This is a genomic window from Flavobacterium sp. CYK-55 (genome assembly GCF_018413465.1).
Taxonomy (GTDB): Bacteria; Bacteroidota; Bacteroidia; order Flavobacteriales; family Flavobacteriaceae; genus Flavobacterium.
The window spans coordinates 249,025-274,356 of record NZ_JAHCDK010000002.1; the positions used below are offsets into that span (position 1 = coordinate 249,025).

A 25,332-nucleotide genomic window follows, 5' to 3' on the forward strand; every position below is an offset into this window, starting at 1 on the left:
AACCATTCATTTATCGGCTCAAACTGTTCGCAAATATTCTAATGAATTTATGAATATCGGAGTTGATGCAGCTGCCCTTGGAATGGCCAATGCTGTAACTGCTTCATCGCATGACGTAAATTCGGTTTATTGGAATCCGGCAGGCTTGTTGGGCATCGAAAGTAGCCAAGTAGCACTTATGCACGCCAGTTATTTCGCCAACATCGCACAATACGATTATGCAGCCTATGCCAAGCCTATTGACGATCGAAGTTCATGGGGAATTTCATTGATTCGCTTTGGTGTTGATGACATTCTAAATACCACGCAACTTATTGATAGTCAAGGAAACGTTGATTACAATCGCGTGAGTAAATTCTCTACAGCTGATTACGGTTTTACCTTTTCATACGCTCACAAATTACCGCTTGACGGTTTGCAATACGGCACCAACGCCAAAGTGATTCGTCGTGTAATTGGAAAATTTGCCAATTCTTGGGGATTTGGGTTTGATTTGGGTTTGAAATTCAAGTCCGGACCTTGGGATATTGGACTAATGTTGCGCGATATTACCACGACCTACAACGTTTGGAACATTGATGAGGATGAGTATGACAAAATCAAACAAGCGGTAGACGGACAAAATCAAGACTTACCTGAAAGCACCGAAATTACATTGCCCAAGGCACAATTTGGCGTTTCAAGATTGTTTGAATACGACCGTGATTATACCTTTTTGGCTGCGCTCAACCTCAACATGGAATTTACCAAAACCAATGACATTATTGCTTCGGACATAGTAAGTATTGCTCCGGCAGCTGGTCTCGAATTTGGATATACCGATTTAGTTTTCGTACGCACCGGTCTTGGAAATTTTCAAAAACAAACCCAAATTGACAATACCAGTAAGCTGAGTTTTCAGCCTAATGTTGGTTTAGGTTTCAAATACAAAGGGATTCAAGTTGATTATGCTTTGACCGATTTGGGAAATCAAAGTGCAGCTTTATACTCAAACATTTTCTCTCTTAAAGTTGATTTGAGTATTTTTGAATAGATGAAAAAACTACTTCAGAATACTTACTTTCTAGCCCTCTCGACAGGCCTATTATTGTCAGCCAGTTGGCCTACTTACGGATTTCCGCTGTTGATTTTTGTGGCTTTTGTACCGCTGTTGATGGTTGAAAAAAACATCCGAGAACAAGGTGGGAACACAAAATTTAAAATCCTTGTACATGGTTATATTGCCTTTGTAACTTGGAATGCACTCACCACTTGGTGGTTGTATTACGCTTCAGGCTTTGGAATGCTGTTTGCCGTTTTGGTCAACGCCCTTTTGATGAGTGTTTTGTTTTTATTGTATCATTTAGCAGCTAAAAAAGCCGCAGCTAAAATCAGCTTGTTATTCTGGGTTTGTTTGTGGATTAGCTTTGAAAAATTTCATCTGATCTGGGATTTTTCTTGGCCATGGCTCAACTTAGGACACGTTTTTGCCGGATTCCCAAAATGGATACAGTGGTATGAATATACCGGAAGTTTTGGCGGTTCTTTGTGGGTTTTAGCAGTCAACGCTTGGTTATTTTATCAACTATCAACCCAACAAAAATCAGCAACAATATTTGGCAAATGGGCAGCCATGATTGCATTGCCTATAACAGTTTCACTCTGGATATATAATTCATATGAAGAAAAAGGGACTGAAAAAGAAGTTATTTTATTACAACCTAATGTTGATCCGTATACCGAAAAATATGATACCCCAAATTATTTAATCGCTCAAGGATTATTACGACAAACCGATTCGCTCATTACTGATAAAACAGAGTTTATTATTGCTCCCGAAACCGTTTTGGCAGAAAATGCTCCGTATGATGTTTTTTATAACTCTCCTGCGCGTTATTTGATGCAGAATTATATTGCGAAACACCCGAAAACTCAGTTGTTGTGGGGTATTGACACCTATCAATTTATCTATGATTCAACCGCCGTTAGCGCGTCAACCAATAAATTTCGAGACGGTATTTGGGTTGATTTTTACAATGCTGCCCTATTTTTCAATCAAAAACCTGAAATTCAGAAATACTATAAATCAAAACTCGTAGTGGGCATTGAAAACTTGCCGTACAAAAGTATTTTAGAACCGCTCTTGGGCAACATCATGCTTGATTTGGGCGGAACAATTTCAACCAAAACTACGCAAAAAGAAAGAACTGTTTTTGTAGCAAATGATGGAACTAAAGTAGCTCCAATTATTTGTTATGAATCAGTTTATGGAGCGTATGTTAGCGATTTTGTACAAAACGGAGCTCAATTTTTAGCCGTAATTACCAACGATGCATGGTGGAATGAAACCCAGGGCCATAAACAACACTTAACTTTTTCAATTCTACGTGCCATTGAAAACCGTCGCGATGTGGCCCGTAGTGCCAACACTGGAATTTCGGCCTTTATAAACCAACGCGGAGACTTGGTTGCGCAAACCAAATATGCCGAAAAGACGGCTATTCGCGGAGTGGTTCACCTGAATAACCAAATAACATTTTATACGTTTTGTGGAGACTATATTGCTTACATGACAAGTTTTTTTCTGATTCTTTTGAGCGTTTTAATAGTGTTCAAAAAGAAATCTTAACTTACTGCCCGCGATAAAAAAGCACGGTACTTAGTGTTTTGAGCATGATGTTGATATCCAAGAAAATACTACGGTGCTTAATGTAATACAAATCGTATTGCAATTTAATCAAACTATCATCAATGGTTTCGCCGTAAGAATAATTCACTTGTGCCCAACCGGTCAATCCCGGTTTGATTACGTGTCTTGTTTCATAAAAAGGCATTACCTCAGCTATTTCTGAAACAAAAACCGGGCGTTCAGGTCGCGGCCCAATGACTGCCATATCGCCTTTGAGCACATTAAAAAACTGAGGAAATTCATCTAATCGCGCTTTCCTCAAAAATTTACCAAAACTGGTGATACGCGCATCATTGGTTGTGGCAAAAACAGCACCGTACTTCTCGGCATTTTTGACCATCGTTCTGAACTTAAATATTTTAAAAGGTATACCATTTTTACCTATTCTTTCTTGAACATAAAATAAATTACCTCGGTTACCGATGAGATTTCCAATTAAAATAAACGGAAGCAATATTATTCCGACCGAGAGCCCAATGAGTGAAATAGCTATTTCAAGCAAACGAACAATGATCAAATAAAGTTGATTTTGATTACTGCGGCTAAACGGGAAATAGCGATAAAAATCACGAGCCACATACTGAACCGGAATACGCTGTGTGATGTTTTCATATACTTGAGTGTACTCGCGAATAATATATCCGTTTTCAAGCAAATGAATCAACTGATTGTATAAATTAACCGTAATACCGTCGGTTTTTTGAGAGGCAATGACCACTTCAGAAATTGAATGAGTAGTCACAAAACGTTCCAACTGATCTATTGGAATACTGCGTACAGAACCTTTTTTCTTTTTTACTATTTCGTCAGTATTGTTGGCATCTGTATTGACAAATCCAGCCACTCGATAATGCGGATCAACGTCTTGCAAAGCGCTGATGAGTTCTTCTGCCTGATCTTTATCGCAAACCAAAATTACTTTTTTCTCAAATCGGCTGGAAGCCAAAAGTTTAACATAAAACAACCTCCATAGCATTAACGAAAGTAAAATAGCCAGGTAAAAAAACACAATTTGCATACGATTGTTAGGCAAATTGGGGGTAAAAATAGGAGTTAAAAGGTAGAGTAAAACAGTAGTTGAGGCAGTAAGTACTATGCTCTTAATTACCTGATATTGATTACTTGCCACCTGTAGATGATACATTTCAAAGACAGTTCCAAGAGTAGTCAGATAAGCGCCTAAAACTATAGTCCAATAGTAATTATCTGCAGAGATGTTAAAGTAGTTGAATTTAAAAATTCTGCCCACAAAATATAAAGCCAACAAAACAGAAATAACATCAAAAATCCTGAGGAGGACTTTTCGTTCAGATACTTCAAAGTGAATTTTTTTGTTAGCGGTCATCAGAAACGTTTTGTTCTTAGAAGCCCGCAAGTTAAAAAAAATCCTGCAAATTAATGGAGTAAAGTATTCCACTTGGTTTTGACTTTTGTCCAGTCAAAATCTTGCACTAAGTATTGTGCATTGTGAACCAAGTGTTCAAGTAGAGCTTTGTCAGTGAGAATCTTCTTGACTGCTTCAATCATTGCTGGTGCATCGCTGTCTGAAACCAACAAAGCTGTTTTTTGATCGTCAAGCAAATAAGTAATTCCACCAACATTGGTAGACACAATCGGAAGCCCGAGCGCCATTGCCTCAATAACGCTTACCGGCGTGTTGTCAAAATGTGTCGTATTGATAAATATATCGTACTGTTCTGAAATTTTTATCCAATCTTTTTTTGAAAGCTTACCGGTAAAAAACACATCGAGGTTTAATTTTTTAGCCATTTGCCGAACCTTGTCAAATGAACCATCTTTGTCTGGACCCACCATACAAAGTGCTGCATCAGGAAATTCATTCTTGAGCAATCGGTAAACTTCAATGGCCATACCCGGGTTGTAAATTGAAGCAAAAGAGCGAACCCATAAAAGTCTTGGTTTAATTTGCTCTCTTTTTTTAAACGGATAATTCTCAAGCTCAATGGTATTGGGAATATAATGTATTGTTGCGTATCCTTTATTGCTGAATGCTTCAAGCAAGTAAGCTGAAGGAGCTACATTACAATAAGCGTTTTTAAAAATCATCCGACTCATTACAGGACTTCGCTTGAGTCGATTGGGCAAATCACCGCCGTGAAGTTTCGGTATGTATTTTAATCTAAGTAATCGGCAAAGTTGACTGACCAAAAATGCGTACCAAAAATTGTGGGTACTATAGGTATCAATCAACACAAAATCTACCTGATTGCGATGATAAAAAGTCTTGATGAGCATATCAATTAACCGCAATGTTTTGTTTTTAACCGAAGATGCATATATAACATCATAACCCTCAGATTCTAACAAAGCGCCTAAGGTTTCAATAGAAGTCACAGTGATTCCGTGCTTAGAAAGCTTATTCCCTATATATAGTAGTCTAGGCTTCATCCTTAATTGAAACTTTGAGTAATGACAGTGAATACATAAAGGCCGGTGCCGCTAAACGCATAGCCGCATGATTGATTGTGAGTAACCAAAAAAACAGAAAACAAAGCAAATAAACGTTGTATTTGTTGTCAAGATACAAAATAAGTGGTGTTAAAAACAAAATCATTAACCCTAAAATACCCAACGCTCCGTGCTCGGCAATCATTCGGGTAATTTCACTGTGCGAAACAACAATTTCACCGGTTCGCTCAAAGCGGTGTTCCATACTTCGTCCGACACCTACGCCAATAATTGGATGTTTTTTAAATATTTCAAACTCATCTTCAGCCAACTCACCACGTCCTGAAAGTTTGTCTTCTTTGACACGACCTGCTGCATCTTTATTTGCGTATCGTTTATCTATCATTCCGTTGGTCTGTTCTGATGAATAGTTCCATGCTAAAGTAAAAACCATAGCTACAAAACCTATCATGATGAGCATTCGAATTCTATTTGCTGAACTGATAAAAAAGAATGAAACAACCAACAAAGACGCAATCATTACAAAACCGGTAATAACGCCACCGCGTGAAAAGGTAATTAATCCTCGGTAGGTCATGTAAATTGAAATGGCTAAATTGATGATAAAAACATACTTTGATTTTGAATTTAAAACCATTCTCGAAACAAAAATAAACATACCCAAACCTAGCATAGTCGATACTTGATTAGGGCCAAAACCACCAGAGGTAACTCCGTTTGAATTGGTATCAATAATGGCTTCTTTGATATTGGGTGTGTATAAAGTCAGGTAGACCAAACATGCTATAATCGGCAAACCAATACACAATAAAATGTTGCTGAGTTGTTCTGATGAAACCCGTCTGTTGTAGGTATATATAGAACATAAAGCCAAACAAACCGGCCCTGAAATATTGAATGAAATTTCTTTACGCAAACTGATGGTGTAATTGAGCTCGGTAGTGGTGTAAATAGTGGCCGGAATTAAAAGCAAGAGAAATATCCAATACGGAACCGCATATTTCGATGATCCTTTAAAATAAATACCAATGATGATAAAAATCATGACCCCAAACTTCGAAAACTCATAAACCGGATTCCCGTCTGTCATTCGGAGTACAATTTCACTACCCACCATGTAGGCTGTGGCGTAGAGCACTTCATTATTGGCATTTTTTGAATTGATGATGTAAAAAATTCCTCCGAAGATTATACTGTAGCCATAAATTTTTGGCATCAACGGAACATAATAAATCAAGGTTCCGATGACCAAATGAATCAAAATAAGATAAAAATATGTTTTGTCTGATTTTAACATATACTACAATTGTTCTACCCAATGAAGATATTTTGCAATTACGGAATTTTCAGAATGATTTTCTTCGACAATTTTAAATAATTCTTCTCCAAATTTTTGCCTTAAAAAAGCATCTGACATTAAAACATCTAAATTGTCGATAAACAACTCATTATCTGAAACATCAGAGGTCAAACCACTAATTCCATGACGAACAATCTGAGGGATTTCGCCAACAGCTGTTGAAACCACCGGCTTTTTGTGCCATCCGAATTCAAGTAAAGCCATAGGCAAACCTTCTGAAATTGAACAAATCACAGCCAAATCTGCCTGCTCAATAATATGATGAATATCTTCACAAAGCCCATAAATAAATATGGTATCACTGAGTTGATTTTGCTGAATCGATTTTTTTAAATTTGACGCATAATCATCTTGAGCATCAGTTCCAACCAAATGATAAGTCCAACTCGGATGCTTCTGCTTAAGTTTTCTTGCTGCTTCAACCAAAAGAAGATGATTTTTAGGATGGCGCAAGTTGGCTAAACACAAAATGCGTTTTCCTGTTTGACCTTTGAGTTGGGTTATGGATTTTGACTGATTTGACGAACCCATAAAATTAGGCAAATACAATACTTTATTAAAATTCAATTCACGCCGACACCAAACTTCCAGCGGCTGATTTACCACAACAATTCCCTTAAAAAAGCGAACAACAAAAGCTAAAGTTTTATGCTTAGATGCCTTCTCATTTGCGCGTGCACCCGCATGTTCATGCCAAATAACATTTATTTTAGGCAAAACCAACTTGAGCAAAAAAGCCTGAAAATAAGATGTTCCATGAGCGTGAACCCAATCAATTTGATTTTCTACACAAACGCGGCGCAATTTGAACAAGGCTTTTAAATCAAAGGTCCAACGCTTGTGCAAACACCAATACGGTATGTTTTTTTGTATTTCGCTCTGCAAACTTCCGGGCTTTCTGGTTGAAACAATTCCGGAAAAATCAATCTTGTTACCCAGCGCATTGGCAAAATTCACAGCCAAACGCTCTGCTCCACCCACTTCAAGCGAATCAATGATTTGCAACATTCTCATGGGCGCAACAATTTTTGGATTTCAGATTCAAATTTATCAAGTGTGTATACACGTGACCATTCCATAGCTTGCAAAGCTGTGGTTTGATATTTTTGGTTGTTGATTATATAGGAATTTAGGACACGTACATCATCTTCTAATTTCATGTTGAGTAAAATACCCCGCGCTCCGTATTGAAGCATATCGGGCACGCATGAAACCTTTGTAGCTACCGGAACACAGGCCCAAAACATTGCTTCGGCAACTACTTTAGGCCATCCTTCACTCTCAGAAGGAAGAATCATAAAATGCGCCGATTGATATACTGCTTTCATTTCAGGTTGCGAAAAATTGCCTTTGAGCGATACAAATGACTGTAGCTGATTTTGATCAATATAATCTTGAAGATTTTCTTTTTCTTTTCCGTGTCCGTATATAGAAAGTCTAAAACTTGGATGAAGAGCTTGTAGTTTTTGTGCAAGCTCTATAGCATAAATAGGCCTTTTACCTTTGGATAAAGTACCTACATAAATCATTTCAATTTCTTTTTTCATGGTTCTGGGCGCTACTTGAATTTTGTCTGCTTCAGTATAAGTAGCCGTAAAAAACGGATAAATATTAGCTGTGCTTCCGGGCCAATTACCATAAACCAAAACCTTGATATTTCGTGTTAAAAAGGTATTACTTAAAATCATTTGTTGCCATTTATAGCTGCGTGGCTGGTTGGATTTCGGATCCCAGTTGCCCGCATATTTAGCAGTTTTTACTTTACCTGGAAAGAGCATTTGCACCCAACAGCCCATGAGCCCAACATTGCCGGGGCATCGCAAATGAATATGATCAGCCCAAAGCATGATTTTGAACAGCTGAATAAAATTACCAAATGAAAACAAAAAGGCTTTGAGGAAGTTCAACGGATTTTTGATGTTGAATTCTTTAAGCGCATACATCTGAAAAGGAAAATCAATCGGAGCAATCAGCAAGCCTTTATCATCCTCCCATATCGGGCAACAAAAGGCGATTTCATCTGCATGTTTGGCCCATACTTTTAATTCTTTGACATACGGGCTATAGGCATGAAAAACTCCGGATTGCCTTACGAACGGCGAAGATGAAATAACGGCAACTTTCATTAAATATATTCTTTGGAACCGTTTTGTGAAATAACTTGTGCCGGCACACCCAATACTGTAGTTTGAGGAGCAACATCTGAAGTAACCAACGAACAAGCACCAATTAATGCCCCGTCGGCGATAAAAATTTTACCGGCAACAATGCTGTTGGCAGCAATATATACATTATCTCCGATGATTGGAACACCTCGTTTTTCACCCAAACCTGAAACTCCAACAGTAACATTTTGACTCAAATTACAATTGTTGCCGATGATAACATCTTGATTTAAAAAAATACCTCCAAAATGTCCAATGTAAAAAGAATGTCCAATCTGTACTGATGCCGGAATAGATATTCCCGTGGTCAATTCAATAACTTTTTGCCACAAAAAAAGCAAACCTTTAAAAACCAATCTAAAAGGTTGCCACTTGATTTTTCTGTAAACAGCGTTTGCTAATCGGTATTGAAATATAGCCCAGAAACCTTGAGTAAAAAAAACAATTCCGATAAAACTTCCGCCGTATTTTCGGTATTTTTTATAATCAGAATGTATTAACTGCCAAGTGGTCATGATTGAATTTTAGGCTTTGAAAAAAACAAAAACAACCAACCGGACATCCGACCTAGAAATTCGGTAAAAGCCGCTTGGCGCTTTGTAGTGGTAAAAGTATTACTAAATCGGATAAAAGCCAAAAGCAAAGTAATCGCATGCCATTTAAATTGCGCGTTAATTGATGGCTTTGGGTGTTTTACACGCCAAACGTACCATCCGTTTCGAACTACCATTTGCCCATAATAATATTGATTGGGTCTACCTGAACTGTCGTGGTAATGCGCTAATTGAGCTGCTGTATTCAAATATAGCTTACCTGTTTTTGATAGACGAAGGGTAAAATCAGCATCTTCATAAAGTCCATAGCCTTCAAAATAAGTCGAGAACTGAAAACGTTCAAAAACACTTTTCCTAAAAGACGAAACGCCACCCATGAGTTGTTCAACGGGATAAATTTTTCCGGAGGGCGGCAAAAAACCGATACTACGACCATGTGAAAACTCAGGTAAAAATCCGGGTTTGGTGTTGCTGTCTAAACCCAATCGCTTACGCATAACAAAGCGGCTTCCATCGAGTTTTTTCCAACCATCATAAAAATATTCTTTGAGATTAGGTTGATAATCATTCCCAACAAAAACCCAATTGTCTTCGTTGTGAATGTATCCGCCCACACCCAAAGCGTCTGGAAATAATTGGTATGTTTTTAAAATTTCTTCAAAATAATTAGGTTCAAGAATAGTGTCGTCATCCAAAAAACAAACTATTTCTGAAGATTGAGCCACACGCGAAATACCATAATTACGTTGTTTGGTAAGCCCGCGTTGGTCATCATCTACCCTAAAATATTCGAGATTTTTGTATGAGCGCTCTTGAAGTAAATCTCGCGTCAAAGTATTACGCGATCCATCTACAATAAGAATTTGGTCGGGATAAACCGTTTGCTTTTGTACCGAAACCAGCAAATCATCAACCGGTTGAGGCCGCATATAGGTGCAAATGATGAGTGTAAACTGCATATTATTTGGTTCGAACACCTAAAGCCAGTAGCTTTTTGGCATAAAAAATCGATTTATCAAACTGAAGCTGTTTATAAGGAACACGAAGCAATCGCAAAGGCAAAGACCATTTTGATCCTTTAAACAAAAACAAAAAGAAATATTTATGCCTGAATTCTTTGACTTGCTCGGGTGTAAAATGTTTGTGAAACTGATACATCAAAGTTGGGCTCGGAACCGGTCGTATCCAACGCACTGGAGTATCGAGTTCCCAAGGCTGTTTTTTGCGTTTTTTGCCCAAAATTTTGGCTTGCGCACCCCAAAAACGATAACCTCCACTCATGGGTTTTAAGTGCAAATTTACCGAGAATGGATTGTGCAAAACCGGCACTCCTAATTTGAGTAAAGCGATTCCGAAATCGCCGTCTTCGCCATAACCACCGTCATAATTGATGTCATTACCCACCAATTGATGAACATATGAAGCTTTTACACATGAATTGGCGTTGCTAAACATTTGCGTACTGCCCACCAACCAACGTCGATCAGCTAATTGATCTAATCTTTTGGCTAAATCAGTCAAATCTTGGTTTGGATGCTCGGCCATAATATCAAGACCATTGCAAGCACCGGCATTATAAGTTTGTAATATTCTGAGGTGGTTTTCAATAAAATCATGCCCGATGCGAATATCATCATCTCCAAAAATTATGTACTCACCTTTACACAATTCAATAGCTTCATTACGCGCACGACAACTGCCTTTTGAAGTTTGCCAGAGTACCGTAAGTTCAAACGGATAATTACTGTTGTTATACAAAGACTCATCGCGCATGTCTGGCGGAGTAGCATCAACCACAACTACTTGTGTAGGCCTGTAGGTTTGCGTCATTAAATCATTGAGTAAACGCAAGGTAAAATCTTGGCGCATCATGGTTGGAATAATATAACTAACCGTAGGTTGCCCATTGAGTGGTTGCAATTTTCTGGGAGCTACAAGCGGGCGTTGTGTTATGAGTTTATACTTTTTGCGCACTGATAAAAAGGCGTTCCATTCGCTCAAACGCCAAAAGCCTTTGCGATATAGCATAAAAAGAGCATGATCAACTTTGAAATTTTTAATGTAAAAAGCATAGCGATCGTGTGCCGAGACTTGTATGGTATCATGCGTGCTTTGAGCAAATAAACCTTTAACATACAAAGGAACAGCTCCTTGATTGCGCAGCGCATTGTATCCGAAATCAAAAGCTTGCATATGCGGATGCTCATAATCAGAATCAAAACCTTGCATGGTTTCCCATACTGATTTTCTGACCGCAAACTGACTGGGATTAATTCGCCAACTCACACATACATCTAGTCCATCAAAATCATTGATATACCAAAACAAAACCGAAGATTGGTGCGCCAAATCTTGAAAAGCATTTTTAAATCCTTGCTCAAATGAACTGTGCCAAATATCTCCATAACCCGTAGCTAAAATCTCGAGTTGATCAAGATTCGGTGTGCCTTGGTATAAAATAATTTCGCCGCTTTGGGTTGTATATTGTTTCACCTTTTAGAATATTGTTGAATCACCGAAGTGTAAAAATCAATGTTTGTATGTACTGTTTTTTGAATATCAAAAGCTGTATGAACTCTTTCTTGAGCCGCTTTACCCAATTGACTGACCAATTCGGGATTTTGAATCAATTGAATAATTCGATTGGCAAATTCATCGTGATTTTTGGGATGAACCAAGAACCCTTCAGATGAATCACTCAGAATTTCTTGTGCCCAACCTATATTGCTATTGACTACTGCCTTTTGCATAGCCATTGATTCAATGGTTACCATTCCTTGGGTTTCGGCAAAAGTAGGAAAAACACAGACATTTGCCTGACGAATATAATCTTGAACTTGTTCGTAAGGAACTCGACCCAGATGTTTCATTCTCGAAAAAGAACGACCATCAAGCGCATTCTGCAACAACAACCATGTTGAATCAGATTTGGTTTTAATGTCATATGAATCGCCACCAATAAGAATCAACTCAGCCTCGTCACATTGCTTGAGCACACGTTCAAAAATATGAGAAAGTTCAAGAACTCCCTTTTTGCGAATAATGGTGCCCAAATATAAAATCAATCCTTTTTGATATTGGTTTGGATTTGGGTTCTGAAAATGCTCTAATGAAATTCCACTCGGAATCACTTGTAAAAGCTGTGGATTGAGTTTAAAAATCTCACAGGTAAGTTTTGCAGTATATTGGGTTGGGCTGATGATTGCATCGGCTGTTTTAAGACCGAGTTTTTCAAACCAAAAGTTCTTCACCTTTTGCTTTCTGCCTTCGAGTTTACAAAAATAGGCATCGGTTCCGTGAAGGCGAATCACCAATGGTGCACTAAGTTTCATAAAAGCCGTAATACCGGTCCAATCGGGGGCTTCAATTAAATCAATTTGCTCTGAAACAATACATTTATTGAGGTAGTTTTGCAAGTACTTGCGGTAAGAATACCAGGTAAAAAAACCTTTTTGTTGCAAAGGAATCAGATGTATAGTCAGCAGGCCTTCTTCAAGAATTTCGGCTTTGCTTTGTCCGTAAACAAAAATCGATACCTTGATTTTTTGCTTGAGTAAAGCCTGCGCTAAATTTTTGATTGTGGTTCCGATTCCGGCCGAAGCAGTTGCTTGAGCATGTGGATATTCAGGAGTGAGAAATCCGATATGCATATTAATCTTTTTTCTGCCAAACACAAGCTAAATTGCGTCCATTGAGTTGATTTTGCTGAATCCATTGCGATTCATCTTGTTGCATTTCTACAGGCAAATCACTTTTGAGCACACCGTAAAAAGCGTATGAACGATGACTGATGAGCCTAAAATTTCGTAGCCTATTTTTGAGAAATTCAAATGAAATTCCACGGGTTTGAGTGTCGTCTTTTGATTCAACATGAATATCGGTTACACTCCAAATTTCGTCTGCTGTCATTCGTTTGGTTATGACTTTCTCGCCGAGTAATTGATCGTTGATGTAATCAATGTAGTTTTTTCGACCCAGCCAACGATTTAAATTATTTTTAAATGAATTAGGAAGATAATCAACCCATCTTTTTGGTGTTGACTTGCGCTGCTTATGAAGCATATCTTCACGTTGGATAAATATTTCATCCTGAGCATAATCGCCATTCGGATCTTGCAAATGAATCAAAATCCCATTTGGATTTAACAACCTATTTATCTGCTGAAAAAAAGCATCTAAATCAGGAATATGATGCAAAACCGAACAAACAATAATCACATCGTATCCATCGGTTAAAACATCGCAAAGCCCATTGACAATTTGGTGTTTTTTGTTCCATTGAACAGCTTTTTGCGCAGCTTGTTCAAGCATTTTGGCAGAGGTATCCAACAATATAATTTCATCAATAAACTGCCCTGCTTTTGTGGCCAGTAATTTTTGTGTACTCAAGCCCGTGCCACAACCAATATCTAGTAACTTGAGCCCGCTATTTGGGTTCTGATGGGCAAACCAATCATCAACCAATAGGTTAATTTGTTCTTGTAGACTTTCCCACATATCATCGTGCAAACGATCATAATGAGCCGCTTCATAATCGTGAAAGACAACGTTAATACGCGATTGAAATTCCTCAGGGCTCAGAGTTGATCCTGTTTTTTTGATGAGCGGAATCAGACGTTGATAACTCATATATGCTTTATTTGGTATTAATAATATAGTCTGAAGATCCTTTATCAGATACAATTTGTGCTGTTTGTGCTGATACCACTGCATGGTCGGGCACATCAAAGGTAACCAAAGAATTAGCCCCAATGAGCGCATCATTTCCGATGTTAATACCACCTAAAATCACAGCGCCCGGGCCAATAAAAACTCTATCTCCGATGGTAGGAACTCCTGATTTCTTTCCGCGAACCAATACGCCAATGGTCATATTTTGCGATAAGTTACAGTTTTCACCGATTACTGTATCGCCATGAATAACGATTCCGCCAAAATGCCCAATATATAAACCTTTACCAATATTGGTTCGATATGAAATATCAATTCCGTAACCATGCTTTAAACGACGCAACCAAAAAAAGAAAAAGTAAAATAAAAGTCGATTGCGGCGGCGATAATATTGACAATATCTCAAAACAATAGTGTATTTGAGACCAGGAACTACCTGAATGTAGAAATAATTAAAAAAAGTACTCCATGAAACCGGTTTGCGAATTTCGTAGCGAAGCATATCTTGAGCGATGGCTTGCTTGAGTTCTTCTCGGGTATAACTTGGTTCTTGCACAGTTTACTTCTTAAAAATAGTTTCAAATTTTAGCGCCACACGACGAAATTGCTTTAGCAAACTTTTCTTGAATGCAAACGTCGAATCTTTAAAAATAATCGGATTTAATGTTTTGCTCATATCAACCGAAACCTTTGAAAATACATCATCAATACGTTGGGTGTGCTTTTCATTGGCTCCGTACGAACGCGCATACCAAGTGTGATACAGCAATTCATTCCCGCGATGGTCTTTGACTAGATTGGTTACCGAATCATCTGAAAATGGAACGGTCGCATCGAGAAAAAGTACTTTTTTACCCAATCGACGCATCCAAAAATAAAAACAATAATAAGGTTCAAACAAACTTTCTTTGCTATAATCGCCGGTTAATTCAGACAAATCATCGTTAAATTCTCCCGGATTTATATATTGATTTTTACGCACCAAATGCTCGTTCCAAAGCGGTTCAACTTCACTAAAATGTAAAATCGAAAAAAAAGTATTGATGGCATACGGATTCTGAACTCTATGCGGAATAACACCGCCATCGCGCACACCGCAAAAAGTAATCTGCTGTTGCTTCATATGATCAATGCAATCAAAAACGCTATGAGCATCAATAAAAACAACATCTTCATCGGCCATAATCAACCAATCAATTCCGCGATTTTTGAGTTTTTTAAACATAAACGCCACACTGTCCATAGCATGCATACCATTGCGGCCATCAATAACATATCGTTGAATGTCTTCAGGAAACAATCGAGCCGACTTTTGATACAAATCAAAGTTGACAACAGTTGATAATATGGCAATGTTTTGTAGCATTTTTCTTTCTGAATATCTTTTAATTAATGTGCTGTTGCGCTAATTCTTTTGAAATAATAATCTTTATTGCCTCAAGAATTCTGAGCGAAGCTTTATTGGGCTGATCCTGGTTGATTATCTCAAACCATTTTTGGGCTGCTTGTACTGTTGCAGACGAATTTGACATTCCTTGCAAAATTATTTGATCTAAATCGTTGGGGCTATTAATCCAAAGAACGCTCTCGGGCTGAGGCATTGAACGAAAATGCACATATTTGTATATTTTAGTGACACTCCAATGCTCTCGAGGACAATCGACCACATCATAATTTACAAAAGCACAAGGTTTTTGAAAAGAAACATAGTCAAAAACCATTGTTGAGCCTAAATTAACCACCATTTCTGTATGTGCAATCGTGCTGAGCTGCAAATGCATATCAGCTACAGTTGGTAAATAGGTATTCCAACCCTCGCCTGCTCGCTCCCAAACGGGATCAATAGATACAATTATATCCTGATTTTCGGTTAGTACATGATTAAACCTATCTGAAAAATCAACCGGGCAACGTCTAAAAACAACACCTAAGTTTTGTCCTTGGGTATTGAGTCTTCTTATTGCCGAACACAAATCTGCAAGATATTGCGGATCATTGGGCGAAGTAGTAACATCATCGCCTGAATAACAAATGTATTTTTTTTGTATATCGAGTTGATGTTGCTTAAAAAAGTCATCTTTAGGTGTTATCCAACGACTCTCTTGATGTTTTTCAAACTGTGGCGTTCCGGTTACAAAAATCTGATCTTTAGTAATAAAAGGATAATAAGCTAAAAGCTCATTTTTCATGTGTTGGCTCCAAACAAAATAAAAGTCCGGCTCTAAAACCAATGTTGCTTTGGGCAAATTATCCCATGAAAAAATAAAAGTTCCGGTGGGAATATTTAAATCTTGCGCTGCTAAAATAGGTGCAATAGCTGCCACGGTGCGCTGATTGGTTGAAAAAACAAAATCAGGTTTTTCTTGTTCAAAAAGCGTATGAAAATCACGATAAGATTTGGTTTTTCTTTCAAGATCAAAAATACGCTTCCGCAGTTTTTTTATACCATTTTCTGATGAATACCATTTTGACAATGCACTTACCGTAAATGATTTAATGCTCTCTGTCAAAGAGTTGTAATTAAACGGAAAACGATAAGCATTGTAAATCTGATCATTAAAGCGCTTGATGTTTAAATCCAAATCAACTTGAACCCTGGCTTTTTTAAAAAGGTCTGTTAATTTGTGCGGGCGCATTTGGGAAACTTTTATCTCGCGATATCCCATTTTTTTCAAATCAAACGGCGTGTTATTGATAAAAACAATCTCAATATTATTCTGCTCGGCTTGTTTCCAAAAATCAGTATACGCAAAGTTGCGCAGACCAACTCCGTCAGATAAAAGAATAAAAACTTTGCTTGGTTTCATACAAAATTAGCGGTAATCAGCGCGCAAAAATAGCTAAATTAGGCACGTAAAAGTTGCTAAATATCTCGAAATTGCTTTTGATGATTGAGCTGCCAAATATCAACACTTTTGAGTGATTCCAAAAACAATTGGGCACTGTTTCCGGTTCCGAAATCTGATAAGGTTGGTGTAACTTGGTGTTCATTTATAATAGCCAACGCGTTTGAAATACTTTTCTGATCGTAGCCCACATTGAGAATGTCAGCATGAACGGCTCTATTTTGCTGGCGTGTACCGATATTGATAATCGGAATTCCATAATAAGGTGCCTCGCGAATTCCGGCGCTGCTGTTGCCAATAATAAACTGGCTGTTTTTGAGTAAGGTCAAAAAATATTCAAATCGAAGTGACGGAAACACCCTGAACCTACTATTGCCTTTGAATGATTCGTAAGCATTCAAAATCGCTTGACTGCCCATATCGTTATTCGGAAAAATAACTACATAATTATGGTTATCTTTTAAAAGTGCTTGCACAAAGTTGTGTGCGTAAAACTCCATTTCGGCAGCCTCTGTGGTTACCGGATGAAACATGGCTAAAGCATATTGATTGAACTCAATTTCATAATACTTTTTTGAGGTTGCCAAATCAGGTAAATCATCTGAAAACATAATATCAATATCGGGCGAGCCAACAACAAAAACAGATGATTTCATCTCGCCCATTTGCAAGAGTCGTTTTTTTGCCTCTGAATTAGATACAAAGTGAATGTGACTTAACTTGCTCACACTATGCCGGATGAGTTCATCAACCGTTCCTGAGATTTCGCCCCCTTCAATATGCGCTACCAGAATATTGTTGAGCGAACCCACTATGGCCCCTGCCAAAGTTTCTACTCGATCACCATGCACCACAATCATATCTGGCTGAACTTTTTTAACATAGGCCGACAAACCTTCAATTGTTTTGGCCAAAGTAAGATCCATGGTAGTTTCGTGGGTATGATTTTGAAAAGTAGCTATGTTTGTAAAACCACAACGTTCAATTTCAAGCAAAGTATAACCATACTGCTCTTGGAGATGCATACCGGTCACAAAAACAAAAGGCTCAAATTCAGATTCTTGTTCTAGAATTTGAATCAATGATTTTATTTTACCAAAATCTGCGCGTGTGCCGGTTAAAAAAAGTATTTTTTTCATCAAATTAGACAATGTCTTCCCAAGTTAATTGCTCGTCATCAGCAATTGATCTCGTTGCTTTTTTTCCGATAATAGATTCAAAATGCTCTGCCAAAATTTTGCCTGTTCCCGGGCGTTTTACCCAGATATTTTCATGTGTAAAAACTTCGCCTTCGCCAATAGGAGCAATTGTACAAACCGTAGCAAATGCAAAATCAATAGTCACTTGTTCTTCGGCTGCAGGCTCTTTTTGACCGCCCCGCATTTGCCATATTTCACGAGATGAAATAATAAGCTCACCACACGCTTTTTCATCCATACTACAAACAATATCCGGTCCGGTGCGTTGCATATGATCGGTAAAGTGTCGCTCTAAAATGCTGCCGCCTAAAGCCACCGCACCCAAGCAAGCATTGTTGTTTAAAGTGTGGTCTGACAAACCAAATACTTTATCCGGGAAAGCCTCGTGCAGTTGCGTCATGGCTCCGTAACGCACCAAATGAATCGGCGTTGGATATAAATTAGTGGTATGTAAAAGTGCTACCGGAACTTGGTGTTTATCAAAAATAGCAACCGCTTTGGCTACACTTTCAATCGTATTCATACCGGTACTCAAAATCACCGGCTTTCCAAAACTGGCTATGTGCTCAAGTAACGGATAATTATTGCATTCGCCCGAACCAATTTTGTATGCTTCAACGCCCATACGCTGCAATCGGTTGGCAGCAGCTCTTGAAAAAGGCGTTGAAATAAAAATCATGCCTTTGCGCTCAACATAATTTTTAAGTTGAATTTCTTCATCTTCGTTGAGCGCACATCGCTGCATGATTTCATAAATTGAAACATCGGCATTGCCAGGAATGACTTTTTTGGCCACCGAGCTCATTTCATCCTCAACAATGTGGGTTTGATGTTTGACTACTTCAACACCCGCTCTGTGTGCTGCATCAACCATTTCAAAAGCTGTTTTTAATGAGCCTTCGTGGTTAATACCAATTTCGGCAATTACTAATGGTGGATAGTCGGGCCCGGTTTTTCGACCGGCAATTGAAATATAGGGATTCATCTATTTGTATTTTTGAATTAAATATTGGGCGTAATCAAAATCATCTTGGGTATCAATGTCAACCCATGAAAACGGGTGGTTAACAATCATCGGAAAACCATCTTCACTCATGATACTTCCTTGTTTTATAAGTGATGTACTGCTGATGTACAACAAACCGTTCTCATAATAAAGTGGTTCTAAATCTTGGCTTCGCTGCCCGATTTGATAATTGAACGGAACAAATTTGTGGTGGATGATTTTTCCGAATTTTTGGTGATTTCTGCTTACTGTCATCAAACTGTTACAATTGTTTTTTTGATACACAGCAAAGGCTTCCATCAATAATTTTTTAGGGCGAAGCGGATTAGTTGGTTGCAATAAAATTACATTTTCAATCGAATCCGGAAGCTCACTTAAAACATGTTGCAAGGCTGTTATTGTGGGCTGCTCATCACCCGACAAATCACAGGGGCGGTCAATGACTTGTGCACCGAAATCAAGAGCTGTTTGTTTGATTTGTGCATCATCGGTACTCACAAAAACGCCATCAATAATATCGTGATGCGCCAAAGCCAATTCAATGCTATGCGCTATGAGCGGTCGCCCGTCTAGCAGCATTAAATTTTTTCCGGGCAATCGTTTTGAACCGCCGCGAGCTGGAATGATGGCAATGGTTTTCATGTCTTAAAAATGGCCTTAAATGTAACTATTTTTCGGGTTTCCAATATAGGCGAATGTTCTCAATTTTTTCAAATTCTTGATATTCTTTTTCGCTCAGACGATTGGCATTTTTAATAATTTTTGGACCAAAAGTAATCAGATCAAAACCCGCCAAAATTAAAGCTTTCAAAGCTCTGTAATCGCCTTTAAAAACTCGGGATTTAAGTTGCATCCATATAGAATAAGCCAAAAGTCTGGGTATGCGGTTCATCGGAAAAAACATCAAATACAAACTCCAACCCGAGCGCAAAGAACGACGCAATCGAATGGCGTAATCTGCATTGTTTTTTCGGGCTTTTAGGTCAACTCTATGATGCACCAAAACCGAAGGCAAATAGTGAATTTCAATATCTTTTTTGAATAGTTCATAAGCGGCAAAATCTTCTTCGCCGTGAAAAACAAACCAAGCCGGATAACCCGAAATGGCTCTCCATGCACTCATCCGCCAGGCATGCGCACCACCTGCAAAACTTTTCATCCGCAACGAAACATCAGAAGTTTGCTGTGATAAAGGCGGTTGTTTGCTCCAAAAAATTCTAAATCCCACCAAACCACATTTTGGATTCTGCTGAAAATATTGTTCTATTTGATGCAATGGTTGCTCAGATAAAAAATGTAAATCATCATCAATTGAAATAGCATAATCACTTTGAACCAGACTCATGAGTTCATTGCGACTGGCAATGAGTCCAAGGCTTTTTTGATGTTGAATTAAATGAATATTGGGATAGTTCTTCTGGATAAATTCTGATGTAGCATCGGTTGATCCATCGTCACAAATTAGGGTTGAAACATTGGGCAATGCGAGCAATGAACTTATTTGCTCGAGGGTGAATTTTAAATCTTCGAGCCTATTTTTGGTTGTAATAATAATGGTAAAAGTAGCCTGCATATCAATATTTAGCAACCATTTCTTTGGGCAAACCTTTGTAACTGTAAAACAACATTCTGAATTTTTTACTCTTCATGAATTTTTTGAAAATGTGATTTTTGATAAAGTAAATCAGCTTATTACAGTTTTGATACACCGGAAATTGTGTTTGAAAAAGTTGTACCGAATCTCGGCTAAAGCTTACATCATCCATCCAAGGCTCATAAACATTGCCCATATGATAGGCATAATTATCATAAGTGGTCAGACGCCAATAATCTTTCTTGAGTGGAATGGTATCAAGATAAGTTTCACTGTAACCGCCCATTTTAAAGGGCATATAAGTGATCATTTCATCAAACATTTGCTTTTTATAAGTGGCAACGAAATGCCCTGAGCCCAAATATGCTTTAAATTGATCTTGGGTTTCAAAACCCAGTGTAAGCTTAAGATAATCAGGATTGGCATTGTCATCCCAACCCAAACTTTTATAAAATAGTTTTAACGCTTCTGGGTTTTTAACCGGCAACCATTTGAGCTTTCTAGTAAAAAAAGTATCAAAAATTGCATTGTTACAATAACTCAAAAACACGCGATATTGTGGCACGATTCCAACTACACCGGCCTTCGGAAAATGGGAAAATACGCGGTTGGTTTCAAGCTGCCATCCGGACAAAAAAAGCACATCGCTATCGGCTATTGTTACGAGTTCAATGTTATTTCCGGATAAACCTTTAAAAATAGCATTGAGTTTACCGATGTTGTGGGTGTGAATGAGTTCGTGAATTTTATTTTGCTCAAGTAGTGTGTCGAGATATTGAACTATAGGCGCATGACTACCGTTATTGACAATGGTAAAAAATGTGCGCTCGTGCGAAGTGGCCAATAATGACTCTATACACCGCTGCAAAATTTTAAACGCATCGCGATAATAATCTTGATCATGGGGTATAAAAACGGGTATAATCACCTGATGAAAATAATATTCTTCTTGATGAACTTGGTCTTTATGTGGATTATATCCTTGGCGCATGATTAAAATTTCTTGAGAAAATTTTTAAAGATTAATTTTAAAAACTTGAAGTAATTCCTAAAAGCCAAGTTCCTAAAATACAACTCTGAAATCTTGACAAAATAAGTCACCTTTTTTTTGTTGTAAATATAAGTTCTGCTCATTTGGCTCAGCAACAAAACAATTTGTCTAGGCGTAAATCGGCTTTTTTTCTGTTCGAGTAAGTATTTGTAAAACTGAAAAGCAGCTTCGGTTTTGGGGCCTGTATAGTGTTGACTTCCTGAAATGCTCACCTCAGAAATTCTGATTCCTGCCGGAGATTCATTAATCGTATATAAATTGCCAAAATTTGAAAACTCCAAAACGGCCAACCAATCTGAAAACCAAGCAAGAGGCAGTTCTTTAAATCCAATTTTCTGTACTTGCTCTTTTTTAAAAATATACTCACTTAATGAACTCCGATTGCCTTTAAAATAGGAATCTACAGCGTTTTCAATTTTGGGATGTGTAAAAATTTCTGATGTTTTTTGGCCTTGATGATTCATTTTGTATGTAGCAAAGCGCACTACTTGAGCCGTTTTTTCGATTGCGGGTAATTGCTCGTAAAACGATTCAATGGTTTGCGGATGAAGATAATCATCATCACCCAAGACCATAATCCAAGGCTCATCAGAAGTCAAAGCTATACATCGATTCCATTGAGCAACAAGCGAAATCCCACCCAGGTTTTCATCAAATCTATGATAATCAAAATCAAACTGTTGTCTGTATTTATCTAGAATAATTGCCGGATTTTGCTTACTGGCATCGTCACCAATATAAACTTTAAAGTTTTTGTTGGTTTGCTGCGCCAATGAATCTAACAGCGAATCAAAAAAGTCAAGCTTGTAATACGGAACTACAATAGCAATCATTTAGATTTTCTTTTCAGAATTTTAAGCGGTTTTAAAATAAAATTGCCAACTCTGTAGGTATTGCTTTTTTGCCAATGATCAGTCCAGCTTTTCTTTTGAATGATTTCGCCATTAAAAATAGAAAGTTTTTGCTTTTGAAAATCAACATCCGAACCGATGATAATCAAATATAAAGCATCAATATTTTGGGGTTGCACTTTGGCGTAATCACCGGTAAAAAAGCTCAAGTTGGCTTGCTGAAGATCGTCTTGAATTATAGAGTTCCCGTTGCAATAAGTTTGAGCCAACAACTGAGTGTTGCTAAAAGATGCTGATAGCAAATCAACAAATTCTTGTTTGTACAACTCAAGAACATGAAACGGATTTTGAAAATTTCTTTGATCAGAATAATACAATTTATCTGGGGTTGATATAATAACAACGCCATTGGGTTTGAGCACGCGTTTAATTTCGCGCATCATAGCCTCATGCTGATCGTGATGTTCAATGGTTTCAAAACTGACCACTACATCAACGCTTTGATCCTCAAGTGGAATTTGTGTAGCACTTCCTACTTGAAAACGAATATTGTCTTTTTTATACTTGGCTTTGGCCGCCTGAATGGTTTGCGGATCAATATCAACTGAATGAACCAAAGTTGCTTTACTACTCATGAGATTACTGCCATAACCTTCGCCACAAGCAATATCCAAAATTGTTTTGTTTTCAATATACGGCATCACCATAGCATAGCGATGCAAGTGTTCAATTGAGTCGCGCCCGTAGATAAAAGCTTCTAAACGTTCGCCAGACCATTTGTTTTTCATTGTTGTTCCCAATTTAATAGAGGACGAACCACTCCGGGAAATCTTCCGGAATAGCTACCTCTGACTGTATTTTCATTGATTTCATCAATCACATTAAAACCTACTATTTCCATTTCGTGAAACTCAACATGAAACGGGTTGTAGCGCATAATGGCAAAACTGCAGTTGTAAGTTCCTTCGGCTAAAAAGTTACCCGGAATGGTAATTACTGTTGAGTGAATTCCGAGCGGCAACGGTGTTTTTAATGATGATGCATTTTTATCGTGTGAACTCAAAATATGAATATTATGCCCGTTAAAAAGGTTGAAACCATGCAAGAAAAGTTCATTCTCTTTGGTGATTTCATAGGTAAACTCAATCTTCACATCATCAGTTATAGCATGATTTAAAGCTATTTGATTATGCTTATTAAGGACTTTAACTTCGAGCAATCGAATAAAACTAGATTTGGGTGCCGTTTGTATCGGCCATGTTCTGTGGGCATAACTTTCGGCATTTTTGAGGTAATGATCTATCGCTTGATCAACGCCTCCGTTAAAAGCCAATCTGCCATTTTCAAGAACAATTCCATGGGTACACAAGCTTTTGACCGCCGCCATATTATGACTCACAAATAAAACCGTTCTGCCTTGCCCTTTGCTGATATCACCCATTTTGCCGAGGCATTTTTTTTGAAATTCGGCATCGCCAACAGCCAAGACTTCATCTACAATAAGAATTTCGCTTTCAAGATGTGCCGCCACAGCAAAGGCTAAACGAACATACATGCCTGAAGAATATCTTTTAACTGGCGTATCTACATAGCGTTCAACGCCCGAAAAATCAATAATTTCATCTAGTTTACGCGTAATTTCTTTTTTGCGCATGCCTAAAATAGCACCGTTGAGATAAATATTTTCTCGACCGCTGAGTTCAGGATGGAAACCTGTTCCGACTTCAAGCAAACTGGCAATACGACCGCGAACTTTTATTTGACCCGTGGTGGGCGCAGTAACGCGGGAAAGCAATTTGAGCAAAGTACTTTTTCCGGCGCCATTTTTACCAATAATACCGACTGCTTCGCCTTGCTGAATATCAAAATTTATATCGCGCAAAGACCAAACTATATCACTACCGCCTTTGATACTTCGGTCATTGGTTTCGCCAATTTTTAAAAATGGATCTTCTTTTCCTAAAACCTTAGTGACCCAAAAACGTTCTAAATCTCGCGAAATAGTTCCGGTACCAATTTGTCCGATTTGGTAGGCTTTTGATAAATCTTCGGCTTTTATTACAACTTTTGACATTTAGATGGTATCTACAAAGGTTCGTTCGGTTTTATTAAAAATCACAACACCGGCCAGTAATACGATCAAAGTAACTCCGCTTGAATAAGCAATACTATTAAAAGTACACTCACCTTTGCCTAGCAATGAAAATCGAAAAGCTTCAATGATTCCGGTCATCGGATTGAGTTCAATAAACGATTTATATTTTTCAGGAGCAGCACTGAGCGGATAAATAACGGTTGTTCCGTACATCAGCAACTGAACTCCAAAAGTGACCAAAAAGGTTAAATCGCGGTATTTGGTTGTCATTGCAGTAATAATAAGTCCGGCACCTAATCCTAATAATGCCATAAGCAAAACCAAATACGGAAACAGCAATATAGCCGAAGTTACCTCAATTGAAGAACCCTGAATGGTGAAGTAAACCATCATAATGGCCAAGAGTAATAACTGAACCCCAAAGCGAACCAAATTGCTCACTACTATACTGAGCGGCATAATTAGCCTCGGAAAATACACCTTGCCGAAAATGGCCACATTATCTCGAAAAACGGTACTGGTTTTAGTCAGACAATCCGAAAAATAATTCCATGCCGTAATTCCTGAAAGGTAAAACAAATACTGAGGCAATCCATCAGTACTAATACCGGCCAGGTTTCCGAAAACAAAAGTAAATACCAAAGTGGTAAAAATTGGCTGTATAAAAAACCACAGCGGACCTAAAACTGTCTGTTTGTAGAAACTCACAAAATCGCGTTTAACAAACATCCACAAAAGATCACGATATCGCCATAAATCCTGGAATTTTAAATCAAAAAGCGATGTCTTGCCTTTGATGACTAAACTCCAATCTTCAGTATGACTTTTATCGGACATGATTA

24 protein-coding genes are annotated in these 25,332 nt (G+C 38.0%); 2 read left to right on the plus strand and 22 right to left on the minus strand.

Features of this window, described 5'->3' with window-relative positions; translation table 11 throughout:
* The first annotated feature begins 49 nt into the window (after positions 1-49).
* Positions 50-1,033, plus strand: a complete 984-nt coding sequence (locus KIH23_RS03700; protein WP_213211494.1) for a PorV/PorQ family protein — start codon at positions 50-52, stop codon at positions 1,031-1,033.
* Positions 1,034-2,608, plus strand: coding sequence for an apolipoprotein N-acyltransferase (lnt, locus tag KIH23_RS03705; protein WP_213211320.1), 1,575 nt, complete (start codon positions 1,034-1,036; stop codon positions 2,606-2,608).
* A 1-nt stretch (position 2,609) separates the two neighbouring features.
* Here the strand turns inward: lnt and KIH23_RS03710 are convergent, their stop codons facing one another.
* From KIH23_RS03710 to KIH23_RS03815, 22 genes are read right to left on the minus strand one after another with little or no spacing between them, the layout of a single operon-like run.
* Positions 2,610-4,013 carry a sugar transferase gene (locus KIH23_RS03710; protein ID WP_213211321.1) on the minus strand — a complete coding sequence of 468 codons (1,404 nt, stop codon included), beginning with the start codon at positions 4,011-4,013 and terminating at the stop codon, positions 2,610-2,612.
* Between the two features lie 50 nt (positions 4,014-4,063).
* Entirely contained in the window at positions 4,064-5,077 is a 1,014-nt protein-coding gene (locus tag KIH23_RS03715; RefSeq protein ID WP_213211322.1) for a glycosyltransferase family 4 protein, read from the minus strand.
* Entirely contained in the window at positions 5,067-6,395 is a 1,329-nt protein-coding gene (locus KIH23_RS03720; protein WP_213211323.1) for an O-antigen ligase family protein, read from the minus strand. Before KIH23_RS03720 ends, KIH23_RS03715 begins: the two co-directional genes overlap by 11 nt.
* A 3-nt stretch (positions 6,396-6,398) precedes the next feature.
* Complete coding sequence (locus tag KIH23_RS03725) at positions 6,399-7,472, minus strand: glycosyltransferase family 4 protein (protein ID WP_213211324.1); 1,074 nt, start codon at positions 7,470-7,472, stop codon at positions 6,399-6,401.
* On the minus strand, positions 7,469-8,584 hold the full coding sequence (locus KIH23_RS03730) for a glycosyltransferase family 4 protein (protein WP_213211325.1): 1,116 nt from the start codon (positions 8,582-8,584) through the stop codon (positions 7,469-7,471). Before KIH23_RS03730 ends, KIH23_RS03725 begins: the two co-directional genes overlap by 4 nt.
* Positions 8,584-9,138, minus strand: coding sequence for a serine O-acetyltransferase (locus KIH23_RS03735; protein WP_213211326.1), 555 nt, complete (start codon positions 9,136-9,138; stop codon positions 8,584-8,586). Before KIH23_RS03735 ends, KIH23_RS03730 begins: the two co-directional genes overlap by 1 nt.
* Positions 9,135-10,136, minus strand: a complete 1,002-nt coding sequence (locus tag KIH23_RS03740; RefSeq protein ID WP_213211327.1) for a glycosyltransferase family 2 protein — start codon at positions 10,134-10,136, stop codon at positions 9,135-9,137. Before KIH23_RS03740 ends, KIH23_RS03735 begins: the two co-directional genes overlap by 4 nt.
* 1 nt (position 10,137) lies before the next feature.
* Positions 10,138-11,670 carry a glycosyltransferase family 2 protein gene (locus KIH23_RS13715; RefSeq protein WP_213211328.1) on the minus strand — a complete coding sequence of 511 codons (1,533 nt, stop codon included), beginning with the start codon at positions 11,668-11,670 and terminating at the stop codon, positions 10,138-10,140.
* Positions 11,667-12,827, minus strand: coding sequence for a glycosyltransferase family 4 protein (locus tag KIH23_RS03750; RefSeq protein ID WP_213211329.1), 1,161 nt, complete (start codon positions 12,825-12,827; stop codon positions 11,667-11,669). Before KIH23_RS03750 ends, KIH23_RS13715 begins: the two co-directional genes overlap by 4 nt.
* A gap of 1 nt (position 12,828) precedes the next feature.
* Complete coding sequence (locus tag KIH23_RS03755; protein ID WP_213211330.1) at positions 12,829-13,806, minus strand: class I SAM-dependent DNA methyltransferase; 978 nt, start codon at positions 13,804-13,806, stop codon at positions 12,829-12,831.
* A gap of 7 nt (positions 13,807-13,813) precedes the next feature.
* Positions 13,814-14,404: a serine O-acetyltransferase gene (locus KIH23_RS13850; protein WP_213211331.1), complete on the minus strand. Its 591-nt coding sequence runs from the start codon at positions 14,402-14,404 to the stop codon at positions 13,814-13,816.
* Between the two features lie 3 nt (positions 14,405-14,407).
* Positions 14,408-15,214: a hypothetical protein gene (locus KIH23_RS03765; protein WP_213211332.1), complete on the minus strand. Its 807-nt coding sequence runs from the start codon at positions 15,212-15,214 to the stop codon at positions 14,408-14,410.
* A 19-nt stretch (positions 15,215-15,233) separates the two neighbouring features.
* Positions 15,234-16,655: a UDP-glycosyltransferase gene (locus KIH23_RS03770; protein ID WP_213211333.1), complete on the minus strand. Its 1,422-nt coding sequence runs from the start codon at positions 16,653-16,655 to the stop codon at positions 15,234-15,236.
* A 56-nt stretch (positions 16,656-16,711) separates the two neighbouring features.
* Complete coding sequence (gene neuC / locus KIH23_RS03775) at positions 16,712-17,833, minus strand: UDP-N-acetylglucosamine 2-epimerase (protein WP_213211334.1); 1,122 nt, start codon at positions 17,831-17,833, stop codon at positions 16,712-16,714.
* 4 nt (positions 17,834-17,837) lie between these two features.
* Positions 17,838-18,878, minus strand: coding sequence for an N-acetylneuraminate synthase family protein (locus KIH23_RS03780; protein WP_213211335.1), 1,041 nt, complete (start codon positions 18,876-18,878; stop codon positions 17,838-17,840).
* On the minus strand, positions 18,879-19,541 hold the full coding sequence (locus KIH23_RS03785) for a cytidylyltransferase domain-containing protein (protein ID WP_213211336.1): 663 nt from the start codon (positions 19,539-19,541) through the stop codon (positions 18,879-18,881). It abuts the gene before it with no gap.
* A gap of 25 nt (positions 19,542-19,566) precedes the next feature.
* On the minus strand, positions 19,567-20,472 hold the full coding sequence (locus tag KIH23_RS03790) for a glycosyltransferase family 2 protein (RefSeq protein ID WP_213211337.1): 906 nt from the start codon (positions 20,470-20,472) through the stop codon (positions 19,567-19,569).
* Position 20,473: 1 nt separating this feature from the next.
* Positions 20,474-21,484, minus strand: a complete 1,011-nt coding sequence (locus KIH23_RS03795) for a glycosyltransferase family A protein (protein ID WP_213211338.1) — start codon at positions 21,482-21,484, stop codon at positions 20,474-20,476.
* Positions 21,485-21,486: 2 nt separating this feature from the next.
* The gene (locus tag KIH23_RS03800; protein WP_213211339.1) at positions 21,487-22,377 is read right to left on the minus strand and encodes a glycosyltransferase family 2 protein; all 891 of its coding nucleotides are present in this window, start codon (positions 22,375-22,377) and stop codon (positions 21,487-21,489) included.
* A complete protein-coding gene (locus KIH23_RS03805) occupies positions 22,374-23,183 on the minus strand; it encodes a class I SAM-dependent methyltransferase (protein ID WP_213211340.1) in 810 nt (269 codons plus the stop codon). Before KIH23_RS03805 ends, KIH23_RS03800 begins: the two co-directional genes overlap by 4 nt.
* Positions 23,180-24,469, minus strand: a complete 1,290-nt coding sequence (locus tag KIH23_RS03810; RefSeq protein ID WP_213211341.1) for an ABC transporter ATP-binding protein — start codon at positions 24,467-24,469, stop codon at positions 23,180-23,182. Before KIH23_RS03810 ends, KIH23_RS03805 begins: the two co-directional genes overlap by 4 nt.
* Entirely contained in the window at positions 24,470-25,327 is an 858-nt protein-coding gene (locus KIH23_RS03815; protein WP_213211342.1) for an ABC transporter permease, read from the minus strand. It lies immediately after the preceding gene.
* Positions 25,328-25,332 lie beyond the last annotated feature (5 nt).

Coding starts and splice junctions, on each gene's coding strand:
- KIH23_RS03700 (WP_213211494.1), top strand. CDS start 50: ATGAATATCGGAGTTGATGCAGCTGCCCTTGGAATGGCCAATGCTGTA.
- lnt (WP_213211320.1), top strand. CDS start 1,034: ATGAAAAAACTACTTCAGAATACTTACTTTCTAGCCCTCTCGACAGGC.
- KIH23_RS03710 (WP_213211321.1), bottom strand. CDS start 4,013: ATGACCGCTAACAAAAAAATTCACTTTGAAGTATCTGAACGAAAAGTC.
- KIH23_RS03715 (WP_213211322.1), bottom strand. CDS start 5,077: ATGAAGCCTAGACTACTATATATAGGGAATAAGCTTTCTAAGCACGGA.
- KIH23_RS03720 (WP_213211323.1), bottom strand. CDS start 6,395: ATGTTAAAATCAGACAAAACATATTTTTATCTTATTTTGATTCATTTG.
- KIH23_RS03725 (WP_213211324.1), bottom strand. CDS start 7,472: ATGAGAATGTTGCAAATCATTGATTCGCTTGAAGTGGGTGGAGCAGAG.
- KIH23_RS03730 (WP_213211325.1), bottom strand. CDS start 8,584: ATGAAAGTTGCCGTTATTTCATCTTCGCCGTTCGTAAGGCAATCCGGA.
- KIH23_RS03735 (WP_213211326.1), bottom strand. CDS start 9,138: ATGACCACTTGGCAGTTAATACATTCTGATTATAAAAAATACCGAAAA.
- KIH23_RS03740 (WP_213211327.1), bottom strand. CDS start 10,136: ATGCAGTTTACACTCATCATTTGCACCTATATGCGGCCTCAACCGGTT.
- KIH23_RS03750 (WP_213211329.1), bottom strand. CDS start 12,827: ATGCATATCGGATTTCTCACTCCTGAATATCCACATGCTCAAGCAACT.
- KIH23_RS03755 (WP_213211330.1), bottom strand. CDS start 13,806: ATGAGTTATCAACGTCTGATTCCGCTCATCAAAAAAACAGGATCAACT.
- KIH23_RS03765 (WP_213211332.1), bottom strand. CDS start 15,214: ATGCTACAAAACATTGCCATATTATCAACTGTTGTCAACTTTGATTTG.
- KIH23_RS03770 (WP_213211333.1), bottom strand. CDS start 16,655: ATGAAACCAAGCAAAGTTTTTATTCTTTTATCTGACGGAGTTGGTCTG.
- neuC (WP_213211334.1), bottom strand. CDS start 17,833: ATGAAAAAAATACTTTTTTTAACCGGCACACGCGCAGATTTTGGTAAA.
- KIH23_RS03780 (WP_213211335.1), bottom strand. CDS start 18,878: ATGAATCCCTATATTTCAATTGCCGGTCGAAAAACCGGGCCCGACTAT.
- KIH23_RS03785 (WP_213211336.1), bottom strand. CDS start 19,541: ATGAAAACCATTGCCATCATTCCAGCTCGCGGCGGTTCAAAACGATTG.
- KIH23_RS03790 (WP_213211337.1), bottom strand. CDS start 20,472: ATGCAGGCTACTTTTACCATTATTATTACAACCAAAAATAGGCTCGAA.
- KIH23_RS03795 (WP_213211338.1), bottom strand. CDS start 21,484: ATGCGCCAAGGATATAATCCACATAAAGACCAAGTTCATCAAGAAGAA.
- KIH23_RS03800 (WP_213211339.1), bottom strand. CDS start 22,377: ATGATTGCTATTGTAGTTCCGTATTACAAGCTTGACTTTTTTGATTCG.
- KIH23_RS03805 (WP_213211340.1), bottom strand. CDS start 23,183: ATGAAAAACAAATGGTCTGGCGAACGTTTAGAAGCTTTTATCTACGGG.
- KIH23_RS03810 (WP_213211341.1), bottom strand. CDS start 24,469: ATGTCAAAAGTTGTAATAAAAGCCGAAGATTTATCAAAAGCCTACCAA.
- KIH23_RS03815 (WP_213211342.1), bottom strand. CDS start 25,327: ATGTCCGATAAAAGTCATACTGAAGATTGGAGTTTAGTCATCAAAGGC.